This is a genomic window from Planctobacterium sp. AWH2_060 (assembly GCF_056158425.1).
The window spans coordinates 526,076-548,715 of sequence record NZ_JBSWTG010000001.1 but is presented as its reverse complement, the minus strand read 5'-3'; the positions used below and the strand labels follow the sequence as shown (position 1 = coordinate 548,715).

General features: G+C 45.9%; 18 protein-coding genes. 6 read left to right on the top strand and 12 right to left on the bottom strand.

All coding sequences use genetic code 11. The features are described 5' to 3' along the window. The first annotated feature begins 33 nt into the window (after positions 1-33). The 5 genes from ACXAD8_RS02330 (at position 34) to ACXAD8_RS02310 (ending at position 6,550) form a co-directional block, all read left to right on the top strand. Entirely contained in the window at positions 34-1,098 is a 1,065-nt protein-coding gene (locus ACXAD8_RS02330; RefSeq protein WP_475224421.1) for an efflux RND transporter periplasmic adaptor subunit, read from the top strand. Further along, positions 1,098-4,202, top strand: a complete 3,105-nt coding sequence (locus ACXAD8_RS02325; protein ID WP_475224420.1) for an efflux RND transporter permease subunit — start codon at positions 1,098-1,100, stop codon at positions 4,200-4,202. The genes ACXAD8_RS02330 and ACXAD8_RS02325 overlap by 1 nt, the downstream gene beginning before the upstream one ends. Before the next feature lie 106 nt (positions 4,203-4,308). After that, positions 4,309-5,442 carry a tetratricopeptide repeat protein gene (locus tag ACXAD8_RS02320; protein WP_475224419.1) on the top strand — a complete coding sequence of 378 codons (1,134 nt, stop codon included), beginning with the start codon at positions 4,309-4,311 and terminating at the stop codon, positions 5,440-5,442. Further along, positions 5,439-5,891 carry a hypothetical protein gene (locus ACXAD8_RS02315; protein WP_475224418.1) on the top strand — a complete coding sequence of 151 codons (453 nt, stop codon included), beginning with the start codon at positions 5,439-5,441 and terminating at the stop codon, positions 5,889-5,891. Before ACXAD8_RS02320 ends, ACXAD8_RS02315 begins: the two co-directional genes overlap by 4 nt. Further along, positions 5,888-6,550, top strand: a complete 663-nt coding sequence (locus tag ACXAD8_RS02310) for a lysoplasmalogenase (RefSeq protein WP_475224416.1) — start codon at positions 5,888-5,890, stop codon at positions 6,548-6,550. The genes ACXAD8_RS02315 and ACXAD8_RS02310 overlap by 4 nt, the downstream gene beginning before the upstream one ends. Here the strand turns inward: ACXAD8_RS02310 and ACXAD8_RS02305 are convergent. The 4 genes from ACXAD8_RS02305 to ACXAD8_RS02290 are packed head-to-tail and all read right to left on the bottom strand — an operon-like array spanning position 6,522 to position 8,899. Further along, a complete protein-coding gene (locus ACXAD8_RS02305) occupies positions 6,522-7,493 on the bottom strand; it encodes an aldo/keto reductase (RefSeq protein WP_475224415.1) in 972 nt (323 codons plus the stop codon). The genes ACXAD8_RS02310 and ACXAD8_RS02305 overlap by 29 nt on opposite strands. Positions 7,494-7,510: 17 nt before the next feature. Then, entirely contained in the window at positions 7,511-8,221 is a 711-nt protein-coding gene (locus ACXAD8_RS02300; RefSeq protein WP_475224414.1) for an SDR family oxidoreductase, read from the bottom strand. A gap of 31 nt (positions 8,222-8,252) precedes the next feature. Beyond that, positions 8,253-8,645 (bottom strand): hypothetical protein, encoded by a 393-nt coding sequence (locus ACXAD8_RS02295; RefSeq protein ID WP_475224412.1) that lies wholly within the window; start codon positions 8,643-8,645, stop codon positions 8,253-8,255. After that, on the bottom strand, positions 8,642-8,899 hold the full coding sequence (locus ACXAD8_RS02290) for a hypothetical protein (RefSeq protein ID WP_475224410.1): 258 nt from the start codon (positions 8,897-8,899) through the stop codon (positions 8,642-8,644). Before ACXAD8_RS02290 ends, ACXAD8_RS02295 begins: the two co-directional genes overlap by 4 nt. A 200-nt stretch (positions 8,900-9,099) precedes the next feature. Between ACXAD8_RS02290 and fabA the strand changes: the two genes are divergently transcribed. Beyond that, on the top strand, positions 9,100-9,618 hold the full coding sequence (fabA, locus tag ACXAD8_RS02285; protein WP_229527594.1) for a bifunctional 3-hydroxydecanoyl-ACP dehydratase/trans-2-decenoyl-ACP isomerase: 519 nt from the start codon (positions 9,100-9,102) through the stop codon (positions 9,616-9,618). 77 nt (positions 9,619-9,695) lie between these two features. Here the strand turns inward: fabA and rmf are convergent, their stop codons facing one another. The 8 genes from rmf to ACXAD8_RS02245 all read right to left on the bottom strand — a co-directional run bounded on the left by rmf (position 9,696) and on the right by ACXAD8_RS02245 (position 22,562). Continuing rightward, complete coding sequence (gene rmf / locus ACXAD8_RS02280) at positions 9,696-9,869, bottom strand: ribosome modulation factor (protein WP_229527595.1); 174 nt, start codon at positions 9,867-9,869, stop codon at positions 9,696-9,698. A 269-nt stretch (positions 9,870-10,138) separates the two neighbouring features. Further along, positions 10,139-11,824, bottom strand: a complete 1,686-nt coding sequence (locus tag ACXAD8_RS02275; protein ID WP_475224408.1) for a DUF3466 family protein — start codon at positions 11,822-11,824, stop codon at positions 10,139-10,141. Then, entirely contained in the window at positions 11,824-13,740 is a 1,917-nt protein-coding gene (gene uup / locus ACXAD8_RS02270; RefSeq protein WP_475224407.1) for an ATP-binding cassette ATPase Uup, read from the bottom strand. The genes ACXAD8_RS02275 and uup overlap by 1 nt, the downstream gene beginning before the upstream one ends. After that, positions 13,740-13,973: a glutaredoxin family protein gene (locus tag ACXAD8_RS02265; protein ID WP_475224406.1), complete on the bottom strand. Its 234-nt coding sequence runs from the start codon at positions 13,971-13,973 to the stop codon at positions 13,740-13,742. The genes uup and ACXAD8_RS02265 overlap by 1 nt, the downstream gene beginning before the upstream one ends. An 11-nt stretch (positions 13,974-13,984) precedes the next feature. Continuing rightward, positions 13,985-16,087 carry a bifunctional 23S rRNA (guanine(2069)-N(7))-methyltransferase RlmK/23S rRNA (guanine(2445)-N(2))-methyltransferase RlmL gene (gene rlmKL, locus ACXAD8_RS02260; protein ID WP_475224405.1) on the bottom strand — a complete coding sequence of 701 codons (2,103 nt, stop codon included), beginning with the start codon at positions 16,085-16,087 and terminating at the stop codon, positions 13,985-13,987. Next, the gene (locus ACXAD8_RS02255; protein WP_475224403.1) at positions 16,080-16,637 is read right to left on the bottom strand and encodes a cell division protein ZapC domain-containing protein; all 558 of its coding nucleotides are present in this window, start codon (positions 16,635-16,637) and stop codon (positions 16,080-16,082) included. The genes rlmKL and ACXAD8_RS02255 overlap by 8 nt, the downstream gene beginning before the upstream one ends. Further along, on the bottom strand, positions 16,634-17,653 hold the full coding sequence (gene pyrD, locus ACXAD8_RS02250; RefSeq protein ID WP_475224402.1) for a quinone-dependent dihydroorotate dehydrogenase: 1,020 nt from the start codon (positions 17,651-17,653) through the stop codon (positions 16,634-16,636). Before pyrD ends, ACXAD8_RS02255 begins: the two co-directional genes overlap by 4 nt. A gap of 76 nt (positions 17,654-17,729) precedes the next feature. After that, positions 17,730-22,562 (bottom strand): NAD-glutamate dehydrogenase, encoded by a 4,833-nt coding sequence (locus tag ACXAD8_RS02245; protein WP_475224401.1) that lies wholly within the window; start codon positions 22,560-22,562, stop codon positions 17,730-17,732. Between the last annotated feature and the right edge of the window lie 78 nt (positions 22,563-22,640).

Here is a 22,640-nt window from a genome sequence, read left to right as displayed (position 1 = left end):
GCGTAAATGCTAATTTTATAAGGATGAGTTAGGATGACATCGAAGCTGGTTTTCAGTGTGGTAATAGCTGCGGCTTTTTTCTTCAACCCAATAGTCAGCGCGCAATCCAGCAATGGCTCTGAACGGGTGGCGAACATCATTGCCCAGCCCCTGCAATTTCAACCTCTCAAATCAGCAATAGACACCATTGGTACGGCGGAGGCTCAACGCTCGGTCAGCATCTACCCTGCCGCATCCGACATTGTCACTGAGGTATTATTTCAGCCTGGTGACTTTGTACAGTCCGGTCAGGTATTAATAAAACTCGATGATCGACGGCAGATAATCGCAGTTGAGCGCGCCAAAATAGAACTCGCTGACAGAGAGCGTACACTTACCCGACTGAAAGAAAGCAAAACCAGGGGCGCTGCCACACAAAGCGATGTCGATGATGCCATCACAGAACGTGATTTGGCAAAAGTTCAGTTACAGTCAGCTGCAGCGGATCTTGAAGACAGGACGGTAAATGCACCATTTTCCGGCTACCTTGGTTTGACCGATGTGGAACCAGGTGATCGGATCAACACCAATACCTTAATCACCACCATCGATGACCGTTCCAACCTCTTTATCAATTTTTCTGCGCCCGAATCAGCACTGACAATTCTTAACAATGAGGCCATTGTGACGCTTTCGCCCTGGAATAATCGCGATAATGAAATAACGGCTGAGATAGCGCAAATTGATTCACGCATTAATATCCAGGACCGAACATTAAAAGTGCGAGCGATTCTTGAAAATCAACAAGACATTTATCGTCCAGGATTGAGTTTCAAAGTCACCTTGCAGCTTGATGGTGAACCCTATCCTGTAATTCCGGAAGCCGCGCTTTCCTGGGGAGCAACCGGTGCCTACGTATGGATTGTTCGGGAAGGAAAAGCAAACCGTGAGCGCGTGAATATTGTGCAACGCTTGCGTGGGACTATTTTGGTCGAAGGACAACTGCAACGTGGCGAATCCTTGGTTGTTGAGGGTATTCAGCAACTTCGAGAAGGTCAGGCGGTGCAGGCTTTCAGCAATACCAGCAAGAAACAACTAACCAGTGTGGAGCCCGGCTAATGTCTGAGCTACATACCAGTCACAAAGAAGATCTCCCGTCTTTATCAATTCGACGTCCGGTACTGATCATAGTACTGAACCTGTTGATCATTATTGCCGGCTTGTCGGCCATTCTGGGTCTGGAAGTGCGGGAATTACCCGATGTAGACCGCCCGGTAGTGTCAATTCGCGCCTCCTACCCCGGGGGTGCCCCCGAAACCGTGGACACCGAAGTTACCAGTCGCCTGGAAGGCGCTGCTGCCAGAGTCAGTGGTGTAAAAAGTATCAGAGCGCAGAGTGAAGAAGGCTTTGCCAGGGTTGTCATAGAATTCAGACCCGGCATCAATATAGAAGACGCCGCCAACGAAACGCGGGAGGCTATCAGTCAGGTGCAACGGCAACTGCCTGATGAAGTTGAGCGACTTGCCATCGTGAAAGCCGATAATGATGCCGGAGCCGTGGTAAGCCTGACGCTTTCCAGCGACAGTATTGAAATGGAATCACTAACAGAGATGGTGGAAACGGATATTGCACCGCTGTTTTTGTCTATACCAGGGGTGGCGGATATTCGCATCAATGGTGAACGGGAAAAGGTGCTAAGAGTCACCGTCGATCCTATTCGCCTGGCCAGTTTTGCCCTTTCCTTTTCCGACGTCGCCAGCGCCTTGCGTACAGCGCCATTTGACGTCCCGGCGGGTAGCCTGCGCTCTACAGATCAGCAGGTTATTGTGCGAGCTGATGCCACCTCTATAACTGCCAGTGAAGTAGAAAACATCCTGATATCAGGGAATACCCGAGTTGGGGACGTTGCCAATGTGTACTTCGGTCCTGCCGACGCTAACAGTTTTGTACGCCTCAATGGCAAACCTGTAATCGGGTTAGAAATATTGCGCCAGGCTGGCGCCAATACCATCGATATATCGGATCAAACTCAGGCGATGGTTGAAGAATTACGACACCGATTTCCGTCCTTAGAAATACACATCACCGATGATGACGCCCAGTTTATTCGCGGTTCCATTGAAGAGGTGTTAACCTCTCTTTCCTTCACAATTGCCTTAGTAGTTTTTACCCTCTGGCTTTTTTTGGGTTCTTTCAGAGCCACAATCATCCCTGCGCTTTCTATTCCGGTATCACTTATCGGGTCACTTGCGGTTATGTGGATGCTGGGCTTTTCCATCAACATACTTACCTTACTTGCCTTAGTGCTGGCAACGGGTCTGATTGTAGATGACGCCATTGTAGTATCGGAAAACATTCAACGCAGAAAATCACTGGGGTTGGCCAGCAAGGCAGCGGCAGTTATAGGTAGTCGGGAAGTGTTTTTCGCAGTGGTCGCCACCACCGCAGTGTTAGTGGCCGTATTTGTGCCTATCGCCTTCTTACCTTCCACAGCGGGGCGACTGTTCAGAGAATTCGGCGGTGTGTTGTCAGCTTCGGTGATTATTTCCTCGTTTGTTGCGCTAACGCTGGTGCCAGCCTTTAAGGCCAAAATACCCACAGGCAACAATAAGACCATGTTCTCCGGTTTTGGCAACGCCTGTTTAACAGGCTATAAAACCGCGTTGGGCTGGTGCTTAACCCGCGGTTTTGTGGTGTTGTTACTGAGTGTTGTGGCAGCCGGGGGCGCTGTCGCCATCTATGACTCAGTGAAAAAAGAACTGCTTCCACCCGAAGACCGGGGCAATGTCCGTATTTTCGCACGGGGACCTGATGGAGTGGGTATCGCGTTTATGGATCGACAAGCTGAAAAGATGGAAGACACGTTGCTGCCATACATGCAAGATGGCAACATCGAAACCATTAAAACGGTGGTGGGTCAGTGGGACCCCAATATTGTCTACATTACGGTCAATCTCAAAGACTGGGAGCAGCGCAGTAAATCACAGCAAGATATCATCGCCGAAATAAGACCTGAATTGAACAAGATTCCGGGCGCACCGGGGCGAGCATTTGGTCCCAACTCTCTAAAACTTAGGGGACAGGGAGGCGGTTTAGAATTTGCGATCACCGGCAATGATTATGACGAAATATACGATGTCGCACAGGATTTCAGCAAAGCATTAGAAAACCGTTTTCCACAAATGGGGCGGGCCGAAATATCCTATCAACCTACTCAACCACAAATGCGGGTGCATATCGACCGTCGCAGAGCAGAAGAGTTGGGGGTTCCCTTTTCTGATATTACCAACACGCTCAGATCTGCCATTGGTGGCTACGATCTGGGGGACCTCAATGTCGGTGATCAGGCTATTCCGATTATGTTGCAGTCCACCTATAAGGACATTGCAGATCCAGCCGATTTAACAAACCTGTATGTGGGCTCGGGTAATGGCAGTTTGGTACCACTTTCCAGTATTGCCTACATTACTGAAGAAGGCGTTGCCGCAGAGTTAGAGCGTCATGCCCAGCGACGGGCCATTGAAGTAGATGTGGACTTGCCTGACAGTATTTCCATGGAAGAAGCCGTTACCGGCCTGCGAGAACTAGCACAAGATGTGTTACCGGATGGCTTTGGCCTGGTGTTTTTGGGCGAAGCACTGACCTTCAGAGAAACCGATCAACAGGTTAACATCACCTACCTGGTAGCCTTTATCATAGTACTTCTGGTTTTAGCCGCGCAGTTCGAAAGCTTTAACAGTGCGCTGGTTGTAATGATCACTGTGCCTTTCGGTATCGCAGCGGCTATTTACGCTGTATTTTTAACCGGCACTTCCATCAATGTCTATTCCCAAATTGGTCTGGTGATGCTGATTGGCCTGTTGGCAAAAAACTCCATCCTGCTAGTGGAATTCGCTGATCAACTCAGAGACCAGGGACATTCAGTAAAAGACGCGATTTTAAAAGCCGGTGAAGTGCGTCTGCGCCCAATTATGATGACATTAATGTCTACGATTCTGGGAGGTATTCCCTTAATCGTCTCCAGTGGTGCCGGTGCAGAGGCCCGAAACGCTATTGGCTGGGTGGTGTTTGGCGGATTGGGCTTAGCGGTGGTATTTACCCTGTTTCTCACGCCTGTTCTGTATTTTTGGCTTGCCCGATTCGTAAAACCCCGAAAAGACAATGCTAAACAACTGGAAACAGAGCTGCAATCCGCCGGAGAAAAACTGCAACAGCACAACTAATACGTTTTGACCTTCTTTGCATCAAAGACTTTGTAATGCTGATAACTAATTGACCTGTTTATCTTACTATGCCAGTCTGCGTGACCAAAAGAATAAGGAGATCATAATGTTGCGTTTGGCTGTCTGGCTATTAGTACTGATTTCAGTGCCCGCGTTGGCCTTGAGTAGCAAGGCTGTACTGGAAATTAAAGACGACAGGTTTGCTCAGGAACTCAGGTTTACTGTCTCTTTGCCCCGCTCTTATCAGCATGAGCCAGAAAAACATTATGTGTTAATGTTCGATTTTCACCCTGTGTCTCACACCTATCTTGCCGGATTACACGACTGGATGAGCCACAACGGTGAATGGCCCTGGCTGGAAACCATTATCGTATCTACAGAAATGGGCAATCCAGTAGGCAAGCTATTTGACAGCAGTGGCAAACAAACGCCATTGTTGGACTTTTTTGAAGAGCAACTCATTCCAGCCATCGACGAGCAATACCGTACTAATGGTTTCAGAATTATCAGTGGATTTCGCTACAATGGCTCGGTGGTATTGTCTTCCCTGCTCAATAAACCACAGCTATTTGATGCCCATATTGCCATCAGTCCCGAATTAAAAGACGACGTGGCAGGATTACTAACAGGCTTTAAAAACGAGTTTGCGCAATTGCCAGCTAAGCCCCGCTTTTTGTTTTTAGCGCACGCAGAATCCGTCAAGGAAGACCATCAATTGGATGAGTATCAGCAGTTAGCTCAAACTATTGTGCAAAAACAGCCTGCGCATTTAGATTATCACTATCGCACCTATCAACAACACTACCATATGTCTTTGCCGCCCCTGGCTACTATAGAAGCGATTGAACTGATGTTTGACGACATTCATCGCGGCCTTCCAGCGGATTCCCCTATATCGAATCAGGGAGTAAATGCCATCGTGCAACACTACCTGTGGCTCTCTAAGGAAAAATACGGGTTTCCGGTATCGGCGAAACGCTCTATCCGCAATTTGGCAGAGCATCAATTACCGCTAAACCCGGACCAAGCTATTGCCACCTATAAAAAACTTATCGAGTTAAACCCGGAAGATGCATACAGTTATCACTACCTGGCAGATGCCTATGCCCAAACTAATCAACCAGAAAAAGCCATTAAACTACAGAAGCAGGCAGTCGCTCTGGCAACCGGATTAGCAACCTGGCATCAAAAGCGTATGAAGCGATTTTTAACCCAATATGAGAGTGAAACTAACAAATGACTGCATTTAAAAAAGCGTTTGCAACTGGCTTATTGTTACTGGTGGCAATTGTGGCAGCTGCCACAGCGATAGCTCACATGTCCTGCATTTATTTTGGTCCCCAGTGCTTCGAGGCTCAGTACGCTCCGGTGGAAATTGTCGAATCAGCCCGACAAGGAACACTGCTGGCTCCGCTTGGCACCATTTTTGTCTCTGCACTATTATTAGCCGTTACGGCGTATGCACTGTCAGCCGCGGGGTTTATCCGCGTCCTTCCGCTGTTAAAGGCCGCGATAATAACGATTTCCTCGCTATGTGTTATCAGAGGCATCTTGCCAATACAGTTAAAAATACGCCATCCAGAACTGGTAGATCTGAGTAACTTACTGATTGGACTCACCTGGCTGCTTTGCGGTATTTTCTTATACCTTGGCTATCGGTTGATGAATCAACAAAATATAACATCATGAATAAGCTCTACATCTCGCTATTTTTTATTATTGCGGTTATTTATACGCTGACCAGCCCATTAGCGCCCTATCCTTTTAGCCCGCTGGTAAAGGTACTTCCTGTAGTTTTACTGGTATTGATAGCTTACCAACAACTACCGTCGGGTTATCGCAGATATCCATTGCTGGCGTTGTGTTTCAGTGGTTTAGGCGACGTCTTACTGGCATTGCAGTTTGAACAAAATTTTATGGCAGGCTTAAGCGCTTTTCTGATCGCTCATGTTTTTTACATCATCTGCTTTGCGCGATTTGTCAACGATGAGCAAATTTACAAAGCCAGGTTCAGACATCTGGCGGCGCTGGCTATGTTGATATATTCCTGGTTTGTGGCTCAGTGGGTAATGCCACAAGAAGTGGTTTTACGATATGCAGTGATTCTTTATGTTGGTGTAATCAGTTTTATGTGTATCACCGCTATTTTTTCGGCGCAAAAGTCTCAGCGACTGCACCTGTATGGCGCCTTGATTTTTGCGGCATCAGACACACTGATCGCATGGAATGCCTTTCGGCATCCCATCCCTTTCGCCACAGTCTGGATTATGGCCAGTTATTATCTGGCCCAGTATCTGATTTTACGCGGCATAATTGGCATTACGGCAAGCGTTCACCACGAGAAGTAACATACAGCTGATACCACTGTTCGCGGCTCAGTTGCACCTCTGTGGCCTGTGCACAGGCTTTAATACGCTCCGGATTAGTGGTGCCAATTATAGGCTGAATGTTCGCGGGATGACGCATCAGCCAGGCCAGTACGATAGCCTCTTTTGATACCTTAAACTCTTCCGCCATGATAGCCACAAGATTCGCTGTTGCGATCACATTTTCAGGTTGTCCGTCGAGATTTCGTCCGGAGAATAATCCTTGCGCCAGGCAACCCCAGGCCTGTATTTGCATATTGTTACCGCGGCAATATTCGATGATACCCGGTGAAAAGTGGTTTGTAGTGCCAGAAGCCATACCCGCCGTAACACTCTCGTTTAACCAGTCCAGATTGCGTAAACTCATTTCCATCTGATTGGCAATTAATGGTTGCGACAGTCCCGACTGTAAATAAGCAATTTGATGAGCATGCATATTGGAAACCCCAAAGTGCTTTACCTTGCCCTGCTGCTGCAACCGGGCAAATGTTTCTGCTACTTCGGCCAATTCCATTAACGGGTCAGGACGATGCAATAACAGGATATCCAACTGCTCTATATTCAAACGGGCCAAAATGCCGTCTACAGACTGAATAATCCAGGACTTTGAAAAGTCATAGCGTCCTGGTGCCAATTCATCATCAAACTTAATACCGCATTTGCTTTGGATCACCAGTTGCTCGCGCAGTTCAGGGCGCTGCTTTAATACCTCACCAAACACCGATTCAGCTTTACCCATGGTGTAGATGTCGGCGTGGTCGATAAAGTTAATCTTACCCTCAAGCGCTGCGTCCAGCGCCTGATGCATTTCTGATACATGCGCGGCTTGAAACGGATCATTGCTCCAATCACCGCCAAACCCCATACAGCCTAAACCAATGGAACTTACCGACGGAAAAGATTGTACTAACGGAATAGATTTCATACTTTTTTGCTCCTCGTTTATACCGGAAAACCCCAGAGTCCAATATTGTCAAAATGAACCCGTTTTGGTTGTTGTAACAAAAACAATACTGATGCAGCCAGGTCCTCGGGTTGTAACCAACCGGATTTTTGTTCTGCATTCGAGCTGGCTGCTGGCACCTGTACCAGTCCGGGGCACAAGCTGTGAACCTTTATACCAAACTCTCGTACCTCTTCCTGTAACGCCAGACCAAGTCCCAAAACACCAAACTTAGCTGCACAGTATGGTCCCGCTTCGGCATAACCGTTTTTAGCAGCCTGAGATGCAATGTTGATAATAAACCCGTCTTTCTGGTTTTGCATGGTAGGTAGTACAGCCTGACTCAGTAAAAAAGTGCCTTTAGTACAGGTATCCAGCACCAGGTCCCAATTTTCTTCAGGACAATCAATGATCTTATCTGTTACACCCAAACCAGAGTTATTTATCAATATATCTATCTTGCCAAAGCTCTGTAACGTTTCAGAAACGAGCCCCTGAATATCTGACTTAAGCCGTACATCTGCAGCGACAGCTAAACATTTAGCGTTGTACTGCCCATTAAATTTTTCGGCGGTTTCGGCTAATAGCGCCTGACGGCGGGAACTGATAACCACGTTTACGCCCTGCTTCAGCAGTGCTTCTGTGATGGCCAGGCCAATACCTGTGGCCCCGCCCGTGACTATTGCCACCTTATTTGCGAGAGTGCTCATAAAAACTCCTATGGAAAATACGAATGAAAAACTATGACCAGCTTACATTAAAAGCGTAGATGAATTGCCCGATATGGGACGGTGTCATTAGTAATGTATTTGAAACAATTGCCTTCACAACATTGAAATTCCCGTACAACTGGCGCATACCTGAAAATTTTGGAGTGAAGAAAGACAGGGGAATATAGAGCATGGTTACCACAAAATAACCTTGCCATAAAGATTGGCTAAAATAACGTTCGTCAAATGCCAGCCCAAATAACCCTATCAAGCCAAACAGCACAACGATCACATCCACTGTATCCTGGGCTTTGTAGCCTTTACTATTTTGTTGCCATGTGCCGTTGGACAGATCAAACAAGCGTCCAATTATTGAAATTACAACCAGCAGAGAGGTATACCAAAAAACGATTGTCCAACTCATTTTTGATTCTTCTTAAGCCATTCGTTTAACAGTTTTATTTGCCCACATTTATAAGCTGCGTAGGTGATCCTGAGTGAATTACTCAGTATCTCGCTATCTGTCCATCCGGTTTTCTCCCGCAGCTCGGCATAACAGTCAACGGCCTCAGGGTTAACATAGCCTCTTAGCATTTTTTTACCTTCGGCTTTTTGTTTTTCCCTGAAGCGCTTTTGTTTGTCGGCATTTTCTTTGAGGCGATTTTTAACGTTGCTCATTTCTATAAAAAGTCTTCCCTTTTATGCAACTATACCCTTTCCCGCGATGAATGAAAGTTTCACCTGAAAATTGCACAATTTATACTCTGTACAGAACCGCCAAGCATAAAAATAACCGGTAAAAAGACTAATCAGACTTGTTTAGCGAACAAGTGTTCGCTAAATTAGCCGCAAATTTTTTAAACAGTGAAGTGCATAAGATGTCAGAAAGAAAGAATCAGTTTGATAAAGAAGATCTACTTAGTTGTAGCCGTGGTGAACTATTTGGTCCAGGTAACAGCCAACTGCCTGCACCGAATATGTTAATGATGGATCGCATCGTCGAGATCAGTGAAGACGGCGGCGACAACGGCAAAGGATACATCCACGCTGAACTGGATATCACTCCGGATCTGTGGTTCTTTGATTGTCACTTCCCTGGCGATCCTGTTATGCCCGGCTGCCTGGGTCTGGACGCAATGTGGCAATTAGTTGGTTTCTTCCTGGGTTGGAGTGGCGGTCCGGGCAAAGGCCGTGCTCTGGGTGTAGGCGAAGTCAAGTTTACCGGTCAAATCCTGCCAACGGCCAAAAAAGTGACTTATAAAATCACCATGAAGCGCGTAATCAAGCGCAAATTATTCATGGGCATTGGCGACGGTGTGGTAGAGGTAGATGGTCGTCCGATTTACGAGGCGAAAGATCTCAAAGTTGGTCTGTTCCAGGACACCAGCAACTTTTAATTAAGGTCCAGATATACAAAAGCCCCTCTACCGGGGCTTTCGTTCTCTCTAAAATACGTTTACGAAGATTGTGGTTTTTATTTTACAAGACCTAAGCTTCGATCTTCCATGGCAGCTCTCCAACCACCAAGCCACTGAGACCGTGCCTCTACAGCCTGGAATGGACAGTTGTCTTTCGCCCTACCAGAAATACCAGCTTGATACCCCTTTGCGTGGGCCCGAGATAATTTATCGCGCTTTTGTCTTTTCATTTTCACCTCTTTATCAATTGCTGTTTGTAGGCTTTATGCCCACCCCTATGAAATAGAGGATCCTGACCTTCTGTTCAAGGTCTAATTTTTACTCTGACCACTTGACAACACATAAGTAAATGAAATCCATACAGCTTTTTCTTTACAACATTTTTTCATAAAAATTACATTTTTAATTACACGCAATTAACGACTAAATTTTATGAATAAAAACGCATAAAAAAACCGCTTAAAGCGGCTTTTTTGAAAAGTCAGATGTTCTGCAATTTTTATTTTTTGAAGCGTCGGAACATCATCAAAAATGGCAAAAGCAGCAAACCAAATCCCATGGAACCACCCTGCCTTTCCGGCGCAGCATCGTCGTCGTCGGAATCATCACAAGTGTCAATTTCACCGCCCGGAATTGGGTTTAACTGAACAGTGATTAAGGTATCCACCAGATCTTCAGAACCGTCATCATTCAACGCCAGATTGCCCTGTACGTCTGTGTCAGCGCGTCTCACACGGGCTAATGCGGCAATTTGTCCGCTGTCGTTGATGCTGTGAGCTTGTACTATGGTATAGGGGGTTTCACAGCCCAGCAGGTCGTTCAGATTTTGGAAGGTGCCATCGTTAACATCATATATGAAGCCTTCGCGACGACGGGTACTGCTCAGCGTCGTTTCAACTTCGCCCTCGCCTACAATCTGCCCATTGTTGTTGATACTTCTGGCAACACTGGATGAGCCTGGGAAAAAGTCATCCGGGAAGGTGATTTCATTAGAATCAACGTTATAGACAAAAAACTTGGAGCGTTCGATACCATTTATTTGTTTTACACCGTAACCCGTGACCAGGTTATTGTCGTTGATATCGGTCGCGATACTGCTTAAGTACTCGTTGCGATCCGTAAAGCTGGTGATTTCCTCGCCAGAAAAAACCGCCGCATAAAAGCTTGCAAATTCGTAGTTATCTTCATAAAAGTTTGATGCCCGACCCACAGCAATGCCGTTGTCATTAATAGCCATGGCTTCACTGGTAAATAAACGCTCATCGTCTTCTTCGCGTTCAAAGGGTATCTCATAGGTAACTTTATCCGTGACGTTACCATCTGTGTCTAAATGCCAAATAGCAGCTCGACGGTTGTGAGTGCTATATAAGGTTCCCTGTAGGCTCTGTAAGCAGGTTTCAATAGGCTGGTCACCGCGTTCTTCGTCATCTTCACAATCTGCAACCGCATCTACAATACTCTCTCCGGGATCGAAAATTTCCATGCCCGCCACCATCAAACTATTGTTGATATCGCGAGCTTCGGAATATCCGCCAGCCAATTCTGACTCAGAGGCCAAACCGACAGTAATACCATTGAGGTCTACAAACGCCTGGGTAACGTGATCACGGACCAAAAAGGTAAACTCATCACCGTTTTCATTGGTGTACTCAACCTTTTGTGGATGGCCTTGTGAATTGCCAACAATAACACCGCTATCATTAATACCTTTTACTCTGGTATCAACACTCTTGGTGTAACCGGAATAATCCACATCTTCAACATCCAATCCAGGGATATAAGAAACCGTGCCATTCTCTGACAAATAGCTCAACCAGGGTACCAGACGTTGCACTGTCAATACGCTCTGTCCGGCGCGAATAACACCCAGAATAGTTTGGTAATCTTCCAGGTTAAAATTGCCGTTGCGCGCAGCGTCAATGTCAGTCAGGTTGTCCTGTAGCGTTTCACTATCAAAATCAATCAACGACAAATCGATGGGAATATTGTATTCCGCTAATGGAAAATCTGGGCTATAAGAGACGGACATAACAATGTCTCCGGACTCATTCATATCCACCGGAAATGCGCTTTTGGAAACGGCTTGAGTGTCGATTTCAGTGATTTGGTATAAGGCACCGTGAGAGGCTTGAGAGAATACCGCCATAGAGACCAAAGCGATCTTGGCTAATTTAAAATATTTCATTAACTCGTTGATTCCTGTTTCATACTTTCAAGCTCATCCCAACGTGAATAAGCCTGTTCCAATTCTTGTTCTGTTTCGGCCAATAAGGTTAAGGTTGCAGAGACCTTATCCTGCTCCTGGCTGTAAAAATCAGGGGCACTGATTTGCTCCTGAATTTCCTGAGTTTTATTTTCCAGCTGCTCTACTTTTTCGGGTAAAGCGTCTAGTTCCAGTTGTAACTTATAACTTAACTTTTTAGCTTTACTGTTGCCAGAGACGACTTTTCGACTCTCCTGATTATCAGAAGTTTCATTCTTTACACTGCTTTTCTTATTTTTTTGTTGTTGTCCATACCAGCGGTGGATTTCCTGATAGCCACCGACAAATTGCTGGATAACACCGTTGCCTTCAAAGAAGCAGCTGGATGTGACTACATTATCCACAAATTCCCGGTCATGGCTAACCAGAATCAAAGTTCCCTGATAATTTGCCAGGGTTTCTTCCAGTAGTTCCAGCGTTTCAACATCCAGGTCGTTGGTGGGCTCATCCAGAATTAATAAATTGCCAGGGCGTGACAGAATTTTAGCCAACAATAAGCGATTTTTTTCACCGCCGGATAACGAAGATACTGGTGACTGAACCCGCTCTGGCGAGAACAGAAAGTCTTGCAGATAGCTAATGACATGGCGGCCTCGACCATTGATGTCTATCTCGCGTTTACCATCAGCTACCACATCAATAACAGCTTTATCAGGATCCAGTTGCTCGCGATGTTGGTCAAAATAGGCGATTTCCAAATTGGTGCCCTGCTTAACAGTGCCAGCATCTGGAGTGATTTGCCCCAGCAGCAGTTTAATCAAAGTACTTTTGCCGCAACCGTTCGGTCCAACAAGCGCCAGCTTATCACCACGCATAATCTGTAAATCCAGATTTTTAACCAGCGGCTGACCATCGATTGAATAACTGAGTCCTTTGGCTTCAAACACACGCTTTCCGGATTTCTGACCGTCACTGAGTTGTATCGTGGCATTGCCCTGAACTTTACGGCGCTGTGCATATTCGTCGCGCATCGCCTTTAGCGCCCTGACCCGCCCTTCGTTTCTGGTGCGGCGCGCCTTGATGCCCTGGCGAATCCAGGTTTCTTCCTGACTAAGCCTTTTGTCAAACAGGGCGTCCTGAGTGGCCTGCACTTCCAGGTCTTCAGCCTTTTTAATCAGGTATTTTGCGTAGTCTCCCGGATATTCGGTAAGTACACCGCGATCCAGGTCGACGATTTTGTTGGCCACCCGGCGAATAAACGCCCTGTCGTGACTAACAAACACCATGGCCCCCTGATAATCCATTAACTGGTTCTCCAGCCAATTGATCATTTCAATGTCCAGGTGGTTGGTAGGCTCGTCCAGCAATAGTATGTCTGGTTTGCTTACCAAAGCCTTGGCTAAAGCGGCTTTGCGTCGCCAGCCACCGGACAATGATTCAAGGGTTACATCAGCGTCAAGCTGCAACAGAGAAATCACCTGCTCGATGCGTTGCTCTAACTGCCAACCTTGACGGGCATCCAGTTGCTTTTGCAAAGTGTCCAGAGTCGCCAGATTTTGCTCTGAAGGGTCTTCAGCTACTTGAGAGACCACCTCGTGATACTGTTTGATCAGCTCACCAATTTCTTGCAAGCCTTCCGCGATGTAATCAAATACCGTGATGTCTGCCAGAGCCGGTGGATCCTGTGGTAAAACTGCAATAACGGTTTCACTGTTCACTATGCGCTGGCCATCATCTAAGACCTGCTGTCCGGCGATTAATTTAAGTAAGGTGGATTTACCTGTACCGTTGCGTCCCACCAGACACATTCTTTCGCCGGCATTCAATGTCAAGTTACCCTTTTCTACCAGAGGGTTATGGCCAAAGGCAATACAGGCATCTTTGAGTTGTAACAACATTAGTTTAAAAACTCCTTCAACTGACTTTCATCAAAGGGCCAGCCCAGCTCTTCGCCTGACTGCTCATTGCGCAGTACCGGAATTCGGGCACCGTATTGGTGATAATATTGACGCTCTGTTTTGACGTTGATTTCGGTCAGTTCACTGTTATCAGTAAACTCTGCACTCAACATTGTTTTAGCAAGCTCACACAGGTGACAATCTGTGCCGGAGAATAAAGTTAATTTAGGCATACAAAATCGGATTATTTACTCTGTAATAAAAAGCAGTGGTGGATTTTACTGTTGCGCTTAAAATCCTCGGGAATGGTGTCAGTTGTGATATTTTTAACCGACAAATTCAGTCTCTCAGAAACCTCAGCCGACAACTTAAAGTTGCGCAAATTATTGGAAAATACAATGACCCCGTTGTCAGCCAAAAGCTTGCTGGCGTCCTCTAACAATTCTACGTGATCACGCTGTACGTCCCAGGTGTTTTCCATACTTTTAGAATTGGAAAATGAAGGCGGATCGATAAATATCAAATCAAATTTTTGACGACACTGTTTTAGCCAAGTGGTTACATCAGCTTTAACAAAATCATAATCGCCACGCAATTTGTTCAAATCAAAGTTTTGTTTCGTCCAATCCAGATAAGTGTTGGACATATCAACGGTGGTAACAGATCTGGCACCACCAAGTGCGGCGTAAACCGAAACCGAGCCGGTATAAGAAAACAGATTTAATACCCGTTTTCCATTACTCATATCGCGGATCATGCTGCGGGTGTCTCTGTGATCCAGAAATAACCCCGTATCCAGGTAATCAAACAGATTAACCAGGAACTTAGCGCCATTTTCCTGCACTTCCATCATCTTGTTTTGGCGCGAAACCTTTTCGTATTGATTCTTACCCTTTTTAACTTCACGGACTTTTAAGGCGACGTTTTGAGGTTCAATGTCGAGCACTTTGGGCGCAGCCAGCAATACTTCCTGTAATCTGGCCCGGGTCTTCTGTTCCGGTATATTTTTCGGCGCGGCATACTCCTGGATCACCAGCGCATCCTTGTAGCGATCGATCGCCACATTATACTCCGGCAGATCTGCGTCATAAATGCGGTAACATTCGGTGTTTTGCTTTTTCAACCAGCGACGGGTTTTGTCCCAGTTTTTACGCAGGCGATTAGCAAAATCACCTTCCAGCTTCGCTTCGTGTTTTAACTCGGCCAGATTTCTGTCGGCCATGTGGAACAACACTAACTCACAATCAAGATTGGCATTTTTAAACTTGTAACTGCGGGAAGAGGCCAACTTAAGCTGTTTAAGCAGTTCGCGATTTGAGGTTAGCAAGGCTAAATGCCAATGAGCATAGTGCTCTTTTAACCAGCTACCCCATTGCTGGAAAATCGGCAATAAACGGTTAAAGTCACTTAAGCGCTCACCGTATGGCGGGTTGCTCACCAGATAACCCGGCTCTTCAGTTGCTGGCGCGTATTCTGTGGCATCTTTGTGAGTAAACTGAATCATATCAGCAACGCCAGCGGCTCTGGCATTCTGCTTCGCGATATTAATGAGTTTATGGCTTATTTCACCGGCAAAGATATTGCCTGTTTCTGGTTTCTGGCGTTTTATCGCAGAACCCACGATAACCTGCCACAATTTGTCATTATGACCAGACCAATGACTAAAGCCCCATTGTTTACGCTGTAGCCCCGGCGCTATCTTCGCTTTGTAAAGAGCAGCTTCAATCACCACAGTGCCTGAACCACACATAGGATCACACAGTGGCTTAGTCGTGTCTGCAGTCCAACCACTGCGCATTAACATCGCAAATGCCAAATTCTCACGAATAGGTGCAGGTCCGGTCTCCTGTCTGTAGTTGCGCTGATGTAAGCTCCCTCCAGACATATCCAAATAAATGGCGGCTTTATCACGGTGGATACGCCCCTGAATACGAATATCAGGATTGCTTTTATCCACATTTGGCCGGATGGAGTGATTCTCAGAAAACTTGTCTACCACAGCGTCTTTGATTTTCAGAGCGCCGAACTGCGTGTTGCGAATTTCTTTATTGGTTCCAAAGAAATCCACCGCAAACGTATTTTTCAGGTCAAATTGTGCAGGCCAGTTTATTTCACTTGCTAAACGATACAAATCATCGCCGGTTTCAATTCTTTCTGACGCCAATTCCAGTAATACCCGGTTAGCCAATCTTGACCACAGACAAATGGAATATATAGCTTCCAATTCAGCACTGGTTATCACCTGTCCGGGTTTTTGTTGGCATTCCAATTGTGGAACTAACTCTTTTATTTCTGCTGCCAGAAGCTCTTCTAACCCCAGGGCTGTTGTGATGAGGATTTTATACATATTCACCTGTTTCCGAGTTACCCAGACAATTTCCGGTAAAATCAAACAATCTGTCTACTCCCACTTTTATCAGTGAGAACTCTGCGAGTCGTTTGTGCTCATTTATCTGCAAAGGTTGCAATAACATCGCCAACACATATTGGCTTTGCTGGGTTAATAGTATGACATCAGCACCATGAAGCTGGCTCGATACTGAAGCGACAGATGGTATCTGGAATGCCAAAGCACAAGCATCTGGATTTACTTCGTAGAGCCAGTTTTTAGCTGCAATTTCTTTGTGAAACATACGCGCAGCCACGCCGTTTATGACTACCTGAAATGCCAGAGAAGGTATCTGGTACAATGGTGAAGTCTCTATGTATTCACCCAATTCATTGTAAATTTCGGTATCAGACACTGAAAACGACAAAGTTGTAAAATCCGGCGCGCGCATCTGCTTTGGCGTTAAGCCGGTAGCCAGTTTGTTTTGGCTATCGACTTGTAACGCCAGACAATTCATTTCACAGTCCAGATTCCATTGCCATTGTGGAGATGGTGGCAAGAAACTCAATTAGTCACCTGAATCCCAGACACGATATCTTCAATCAGTTGCGGTCCCTGGTAAATAAATGAAGAATAAACCTGTAATACATCTGCTCCGGCATCCAGTCTGTCTTGCGCGGCTTTGGCACTATCAATACCACCGACACCCATAATTGGAATTTCTCCCGCCAGAGCATTTGCCAGCATGCGCGTGACATCCAGACTCTTCTGGGTCAACGGGCCACCGCTTAAGCCTCCAGTCTCCTTTGCCCAGCGCAAACCTTCTACGCCTTCACGAGAGATTGTAGTATTGGTTGCGATAACACCTTCCACCTGCGATTTCTTCAGCGAGTCGGCTATCCCTTCGATCTCTTCCGGCGTCAGATCCGGGGCAATTTTTACTAATATCGGTACGTGTTTACCGTGCTTATCAGCCAACACCTGTTGCTCCTGCTTTATACCACTTAACAAAGCTTCCAGTGCTTCGCCGTACTGCAGGTTGCGCAACCCCGGCGTATTAGGAGATGAAATATTAATGGTGATATAGCTGGCATGCTCATATACCTTGCGCATACAAATCAGGTAGTCATCGAGCGCATTCTCTTCCGGTGTGACTTTGTTTTTACCAATATTGATACCCAGCACACCGCGATATTGCGATTGCTTAACCTGCTCAACCAGATAATCGACGCCTTTATTATTAAAACCCATGCGATTTACGATAGCCTGGGCATCTTTGAGCCTGAATAGCCGGGGTTTGTCATTGCCAGCTTGAGGTAATGGGGTCACTGTACCCACTTCGATAAAGCCAAAGCCCATTGCTGCAAAAGCATCAATACATTCACCGTTTTTGTCCAGACCTGCAGCCAGTCCTAACGGATTGGGCAGAGTCATGCCCAAAAATTGAGTGGGCTTTGTCGCAACATCTTGCTTAAAAAAGGCCTCTAAAGGGGTGTTTTGGGCACGCTTCAGAAAATTAAGTGTCAGATCATGGCTGACTTCGGCATCCAGACTAAACAGCAACTTTTGTGCTAACCAATACATTAAGTATCCCTTAATAAAAATAAAAAGCCCGGTGATTACCGGGCCTTCGTTCAAAATTTTAATTCTAGTGCAATCACTAATCGCAATTCAAACTCAACAATCCCAGCTCTCGTAAAGCGACAGAGAACTTAGCGAATTCATGAGTCGTGCTGGTTTTAAACTCGGCCATCATATGATACCAGCGTTCCAACAAGAATTGATGCTCTTTAATCCATTTATCTAAAATTTCTCTGGCATCGCTACTTTCAGGTGCATGTTTTAAAATGCCCACTGTCAGCAGTCGTTGCTGCCAATCCAGTTCTTCTCGATAGGAAGAACGCGCCAGCGCCTGCCAGTGATTAGAAACCGCCTGCTTGTTGATTTGATCCAGGAACCAGTGCAACTCTAGCTCGGAACCCAACATGTAGTACAGGCTGGCAATCAAAGAAGTGTCACGCTCTTGCTCTGCAACAATTTGCGCCAGATCCAGGCTGGAGAACAGATTACTCAAGCTGGCAACCCGGATAGCAATTTCTTCCGGTACACCAGCCTTGGCAAGGTTCTCAGCATTGTGTTGCAGCTGTTTGTATTCAGCCGGAACCAGATAGGCTTCCAAGTGCTCGCTGATATTCTCGAACGTACCCGCATAACTATCAATACATGCCTGCAATTCCTGGCCTTTTTTGCCATGACGCATGTACCAGCGGGAACCACGACGCAAAGTGCGACGAATGCTGTCAAACATTTGCAATTGAACTTCCGCAGACACCTGATTATCCAGATCCTCTACAGCGGACCAAAGAGACTCGATTTTAAACACGCCTTTGATCACTGCATAGGCATTAGCAATCTCGTGTACTGCTGCCCCTGTCTCTTCGCGCATCCGGAACAAGAAATTCAGTCCCATATCATTAACCATGTTATTGGCTAATTTCGTGGCAATAATTTCTGCGCGTAGTGGGTGCTCTTCCATTTTAGCGGCAAATTTGTGCTGCAGAACTTTCGGGAAGGCACTAACCAGCAATTTCGCATGATATGGATTATCGGTAATTTCTGGAATGTTGAGTTGCTCTTTGAGCACCATCTTTCCATAAGAAATCAAGACCGATAATTCGGGACGTGTGAATCCTTTGCCACGGGTCAGACGCTCTGATAAATCATCGTCTGAAGGAATAAATTCCAATTCGCGATTTAGCACGCCATCACGCTCCAGAGCATGTACAAAGCGCAACTGCTCTTTTAATGAACCAACACCAGATTGATGGGTAATGGACATGCTTAAGGTTTGACGATAGCAATCCTGAATAACCAAATCCGCAACATCATCAGTCATGTCATACAACAGTTGATTACGTTGTTTAACGGTCAGATCACCAGCATTTACCAAAGAGTTCAGCAGGATCTTAATGTTTACTTCATTGTCGGAACAATCTACACCACCAACGTTATCGATGAAGTCAGTATTGACTCGACCGCCAGCAGCCGCGTATTCGACACGCCCTAACTGGGTCAATCCAAGGTTACCACCTTCACCGACGATTTTTGCTTTAACCTGGCTACCATTGACGCGTACATCATCATTAGCTCTGTCACCACAATCGGCATGACTTTCTTTGGAACTCTTGACGTAGGTACCGATACCACCGTTCCAAATCAGATCAACAGGCATCTTAAGAGCTGCGTTAATCAGTTGGTTAGGTGTCATACTGGTGGCTTTGGTATCCAACCACTTTTGCATTTCAGGGGTTAACTGAATTGACTTCGCAGAGCGAGAGAAAACACCACCACCCTTAGAAATCAAAGATTTGTCGTAGTCTTCCCAGCCAAGCTTAGGATTATCGAATAAGCGCTTGCGCTCTACCCAGGTTTTGGCTGCGTCCGGGTCTGGATCAAAGAAAATGTGCAGGTGGTTGAAGGCACAAACCAGACGCGTGTGCCTGGACAACAACATACCGTTACCAAATACGTCCCCAGCCATATCACCAACTGCCAGACAGGTGAAATCAGTCGTCTGACAATCAATCCCCATTTCGCGGAAATGACGTTTAACCGATTCCCAGGCACCTCTGGCCGTAATACCCATGCCTTTGTGGTCGTAACCGACACTACCACCAGAAGCAAAAGCGTCGCCTAACCAGAAACCGTACTCTTCTGAAATACCATTGGCAATATCAGAGAAAGTGGCGGTACCTTTATCGGCGGCAACAACCAAATAGGGGTCATCTTCATCGTGTCGTACCACATTCTCTGGATGCACAATATTGCCATCAACAATATTGTCAGTAATGTCCAATAAACTGCGGATAAAAATCTTATAACAATCCTGACCAGCTTTAAAAATCGCATCGCGGCCTTCTGTTAAAGGTAGCTTTTTACAAACGAAGCCGCCTTTAGCACCGACCGGAACAATAACCGTATTCTTAACCTGTTGTGCCTTCACCAATCCCAACACTTCTGTGCGGAAATCTTCCTGACGGTCACTCCAGCGCAATCCACCACGAGCCACTTTACCACCGCGAAGGTGCACACCTTCCACTAATGGTGAGTAAACGAAAATTTCAAATTTAGGCAATGGCAAGGGCATATCTGGAATAAGTTCTGGCAAGAACTTGAAGGAAATATATGGCTTCTCGAATCCCTCTTTATCGGTTTGATAAAAGTTGGTTCTCAAGGTCGCCATGATCAAATCCAGGTAACGGCGAATGATACGATCGTCATCCAGGTTAGCCACCTGATCCAGTTTCACTTTTATTTCTTGCTGCAGAGCTTCCACTTTTTCAGCGTCTTGCTCTTTACTTGGATCAAAGCGCGTTTCGAACAGGTTAATGATTAAAATTGCAATATCTGGGTATCTGTCCAAAGTACGTGCGATGTAGCTATTGCTGAATGAGCTACCTGTTTGACGCATATACTTAGCATAAGCCCGCAAGATGGTAACTTTGCGGCCTGTCAGCCCCGCACCCAACACCAGACGGTTAAAAGCATCATCTTCCAGCTCATCATTCCAGACTTTGGAGAAAGCATCCTGGAACAATGATTGCGCTTTTACCATATCCATTTTGGCACTGGTGCTGTGTAACATGGAGAAGTCCATGATCCAGTTAACGTCACCGTCGGCACTTTTTACTTCGTAAGGTGTTTCATCAATAACCCGAAGACCAAAGTTTTCCAATACTGGCAAAACCGCAGAAAGGTGAATAGGCTCTTTTTTATGGAATAGTTTCAGACGAACCGCTTCGCTGTCTTTAGACTCTTCCTGAGGTTTGTAAAACAGCATATCAAGGCGGTGACTATCATCCAGCAATTCCAGCTTTTCGATATCAACAACCGTGGTACCTGGTAAGTTTTGCTCCATGTAGCTGCGTGAAAAGGCACTTTCATACTTTTGCTCTAACGCCTTACCTTTTGTCTGGCCGTAACTGGCTCTGATTGCGGAGCCTAATTTGTCATCCCAAGTTTTCGATAGTTCCACAATATTCTTCTCTATTTCTTTTACGTTAACTTCAACATTGTTGTTGTCGACACGCACAATGTAATGGGTTCTGGCGTAAACGGATTCAGAGAAATAAGTGGTGAATTCAACTTCTTTATCACTACCAAGAGATTTCTTTAATAACGCCTGGGTTTCTTTACGTAACTGTGTGTTATATCGCTCTCTGGGAACAAAAACCATGCAAGAGAAGAATCTGCCAAAAATATCTTTTCTGACAAAAATTCTGGAAATGCCGCGCTCTTGCATTTGAAAAATGCCCACGACAATTTTCAGCAACTCTTCATCAGTCGTCTGCAAGATTTCATCACGAGGATAGGTTTCCATGATGTTCAACAAGGCTTTGTATGCGTGAGTACCGCGTTCAAAACCTGAGGCATCACAAATGCGCTGAATCTTGTCTTTCAGTACCGGTAATTGCAAAGCACTGCTGTTATAGAAGGACGCTGAATACAAACCCAGAAAACGATCTTCAGCAATTACATTACCCTTTTCATCAAAGGATTTAATGCCAATGTAATCCATATAAGCAGGACGATGAACGCGAGCTCTGGAGTTTGTTTTAGTTAAAATTAGCGGGTTGTGACTCAAGGTTTCCTGACGGGCAGAAAGTGGTAACCTGGAAAGCACGCGCTCGCGATCACTGATGGAGTTTTTCATCAAACCCAAACTAGAGTCGTTATCAGCGGTCCAGCGATAATCACCTTTAATGGCTCTTGCGCCATAATGACGGTAACCCATCAGGGTAAAGTTGTGATCTTCTACCCAGGCCAAAAAGCGTTCAGCTTCTTGCTTTTGTTCTTTAGAGCAAGGGGCTGGGGCTTTTTTGAAATTGGCGATAATCGTTTTCAGACGCTCACGCATCGCTTGCCAATCATCAACAGCCAGGCACACTTCATCAACAACGGATTCAATTTCTTTGGCAAGCGCATCTAATTTGCGTCTGGTAGTTTGTCGGTCTACTTCAATCAGGAATACCGTTTCCTTGGTGGCACCTTTGCTGTTTGCCACATCACCAAACTGAACCAGGTTTGATTGTTCATCACGCACCAGGCTTAACGGGCTATGAATCAGTAAATGGGAAGTAATGCCCAGACGGTTTAGCGACATGCGCACAGAGTCTACCAGGAATGGCATGTCCTTTACGATGATCTCTACGATGGTGTAGGTGGACTGCCAGCCGTGTTTCGCAACATCCGGATTAAAAACGCGGATGAATGACTTGTCACTGTTATAGGTGGCAAACTCATTCCACAAACTGAGTACCGCACCATACAGATCACTATCACTACGACCATCCAGATCGGTGTTAGCTACGTTTTGATATAAATTTTTTGCGAACTGAAATACCAGCTCTTGTTTTTCTTTATCTACTTTATTTCTAATAAGTTGGTACACGTTGTCCAAAAGAACAGAATGTGCGCTTGTAGATACCGTCATTTCAATACCTTGTGCTGTTGGGCTTAATGTAGGGTAATTGCCAGTCTCTGATAAGCCTGGTTCAGAGACTAGATTTTG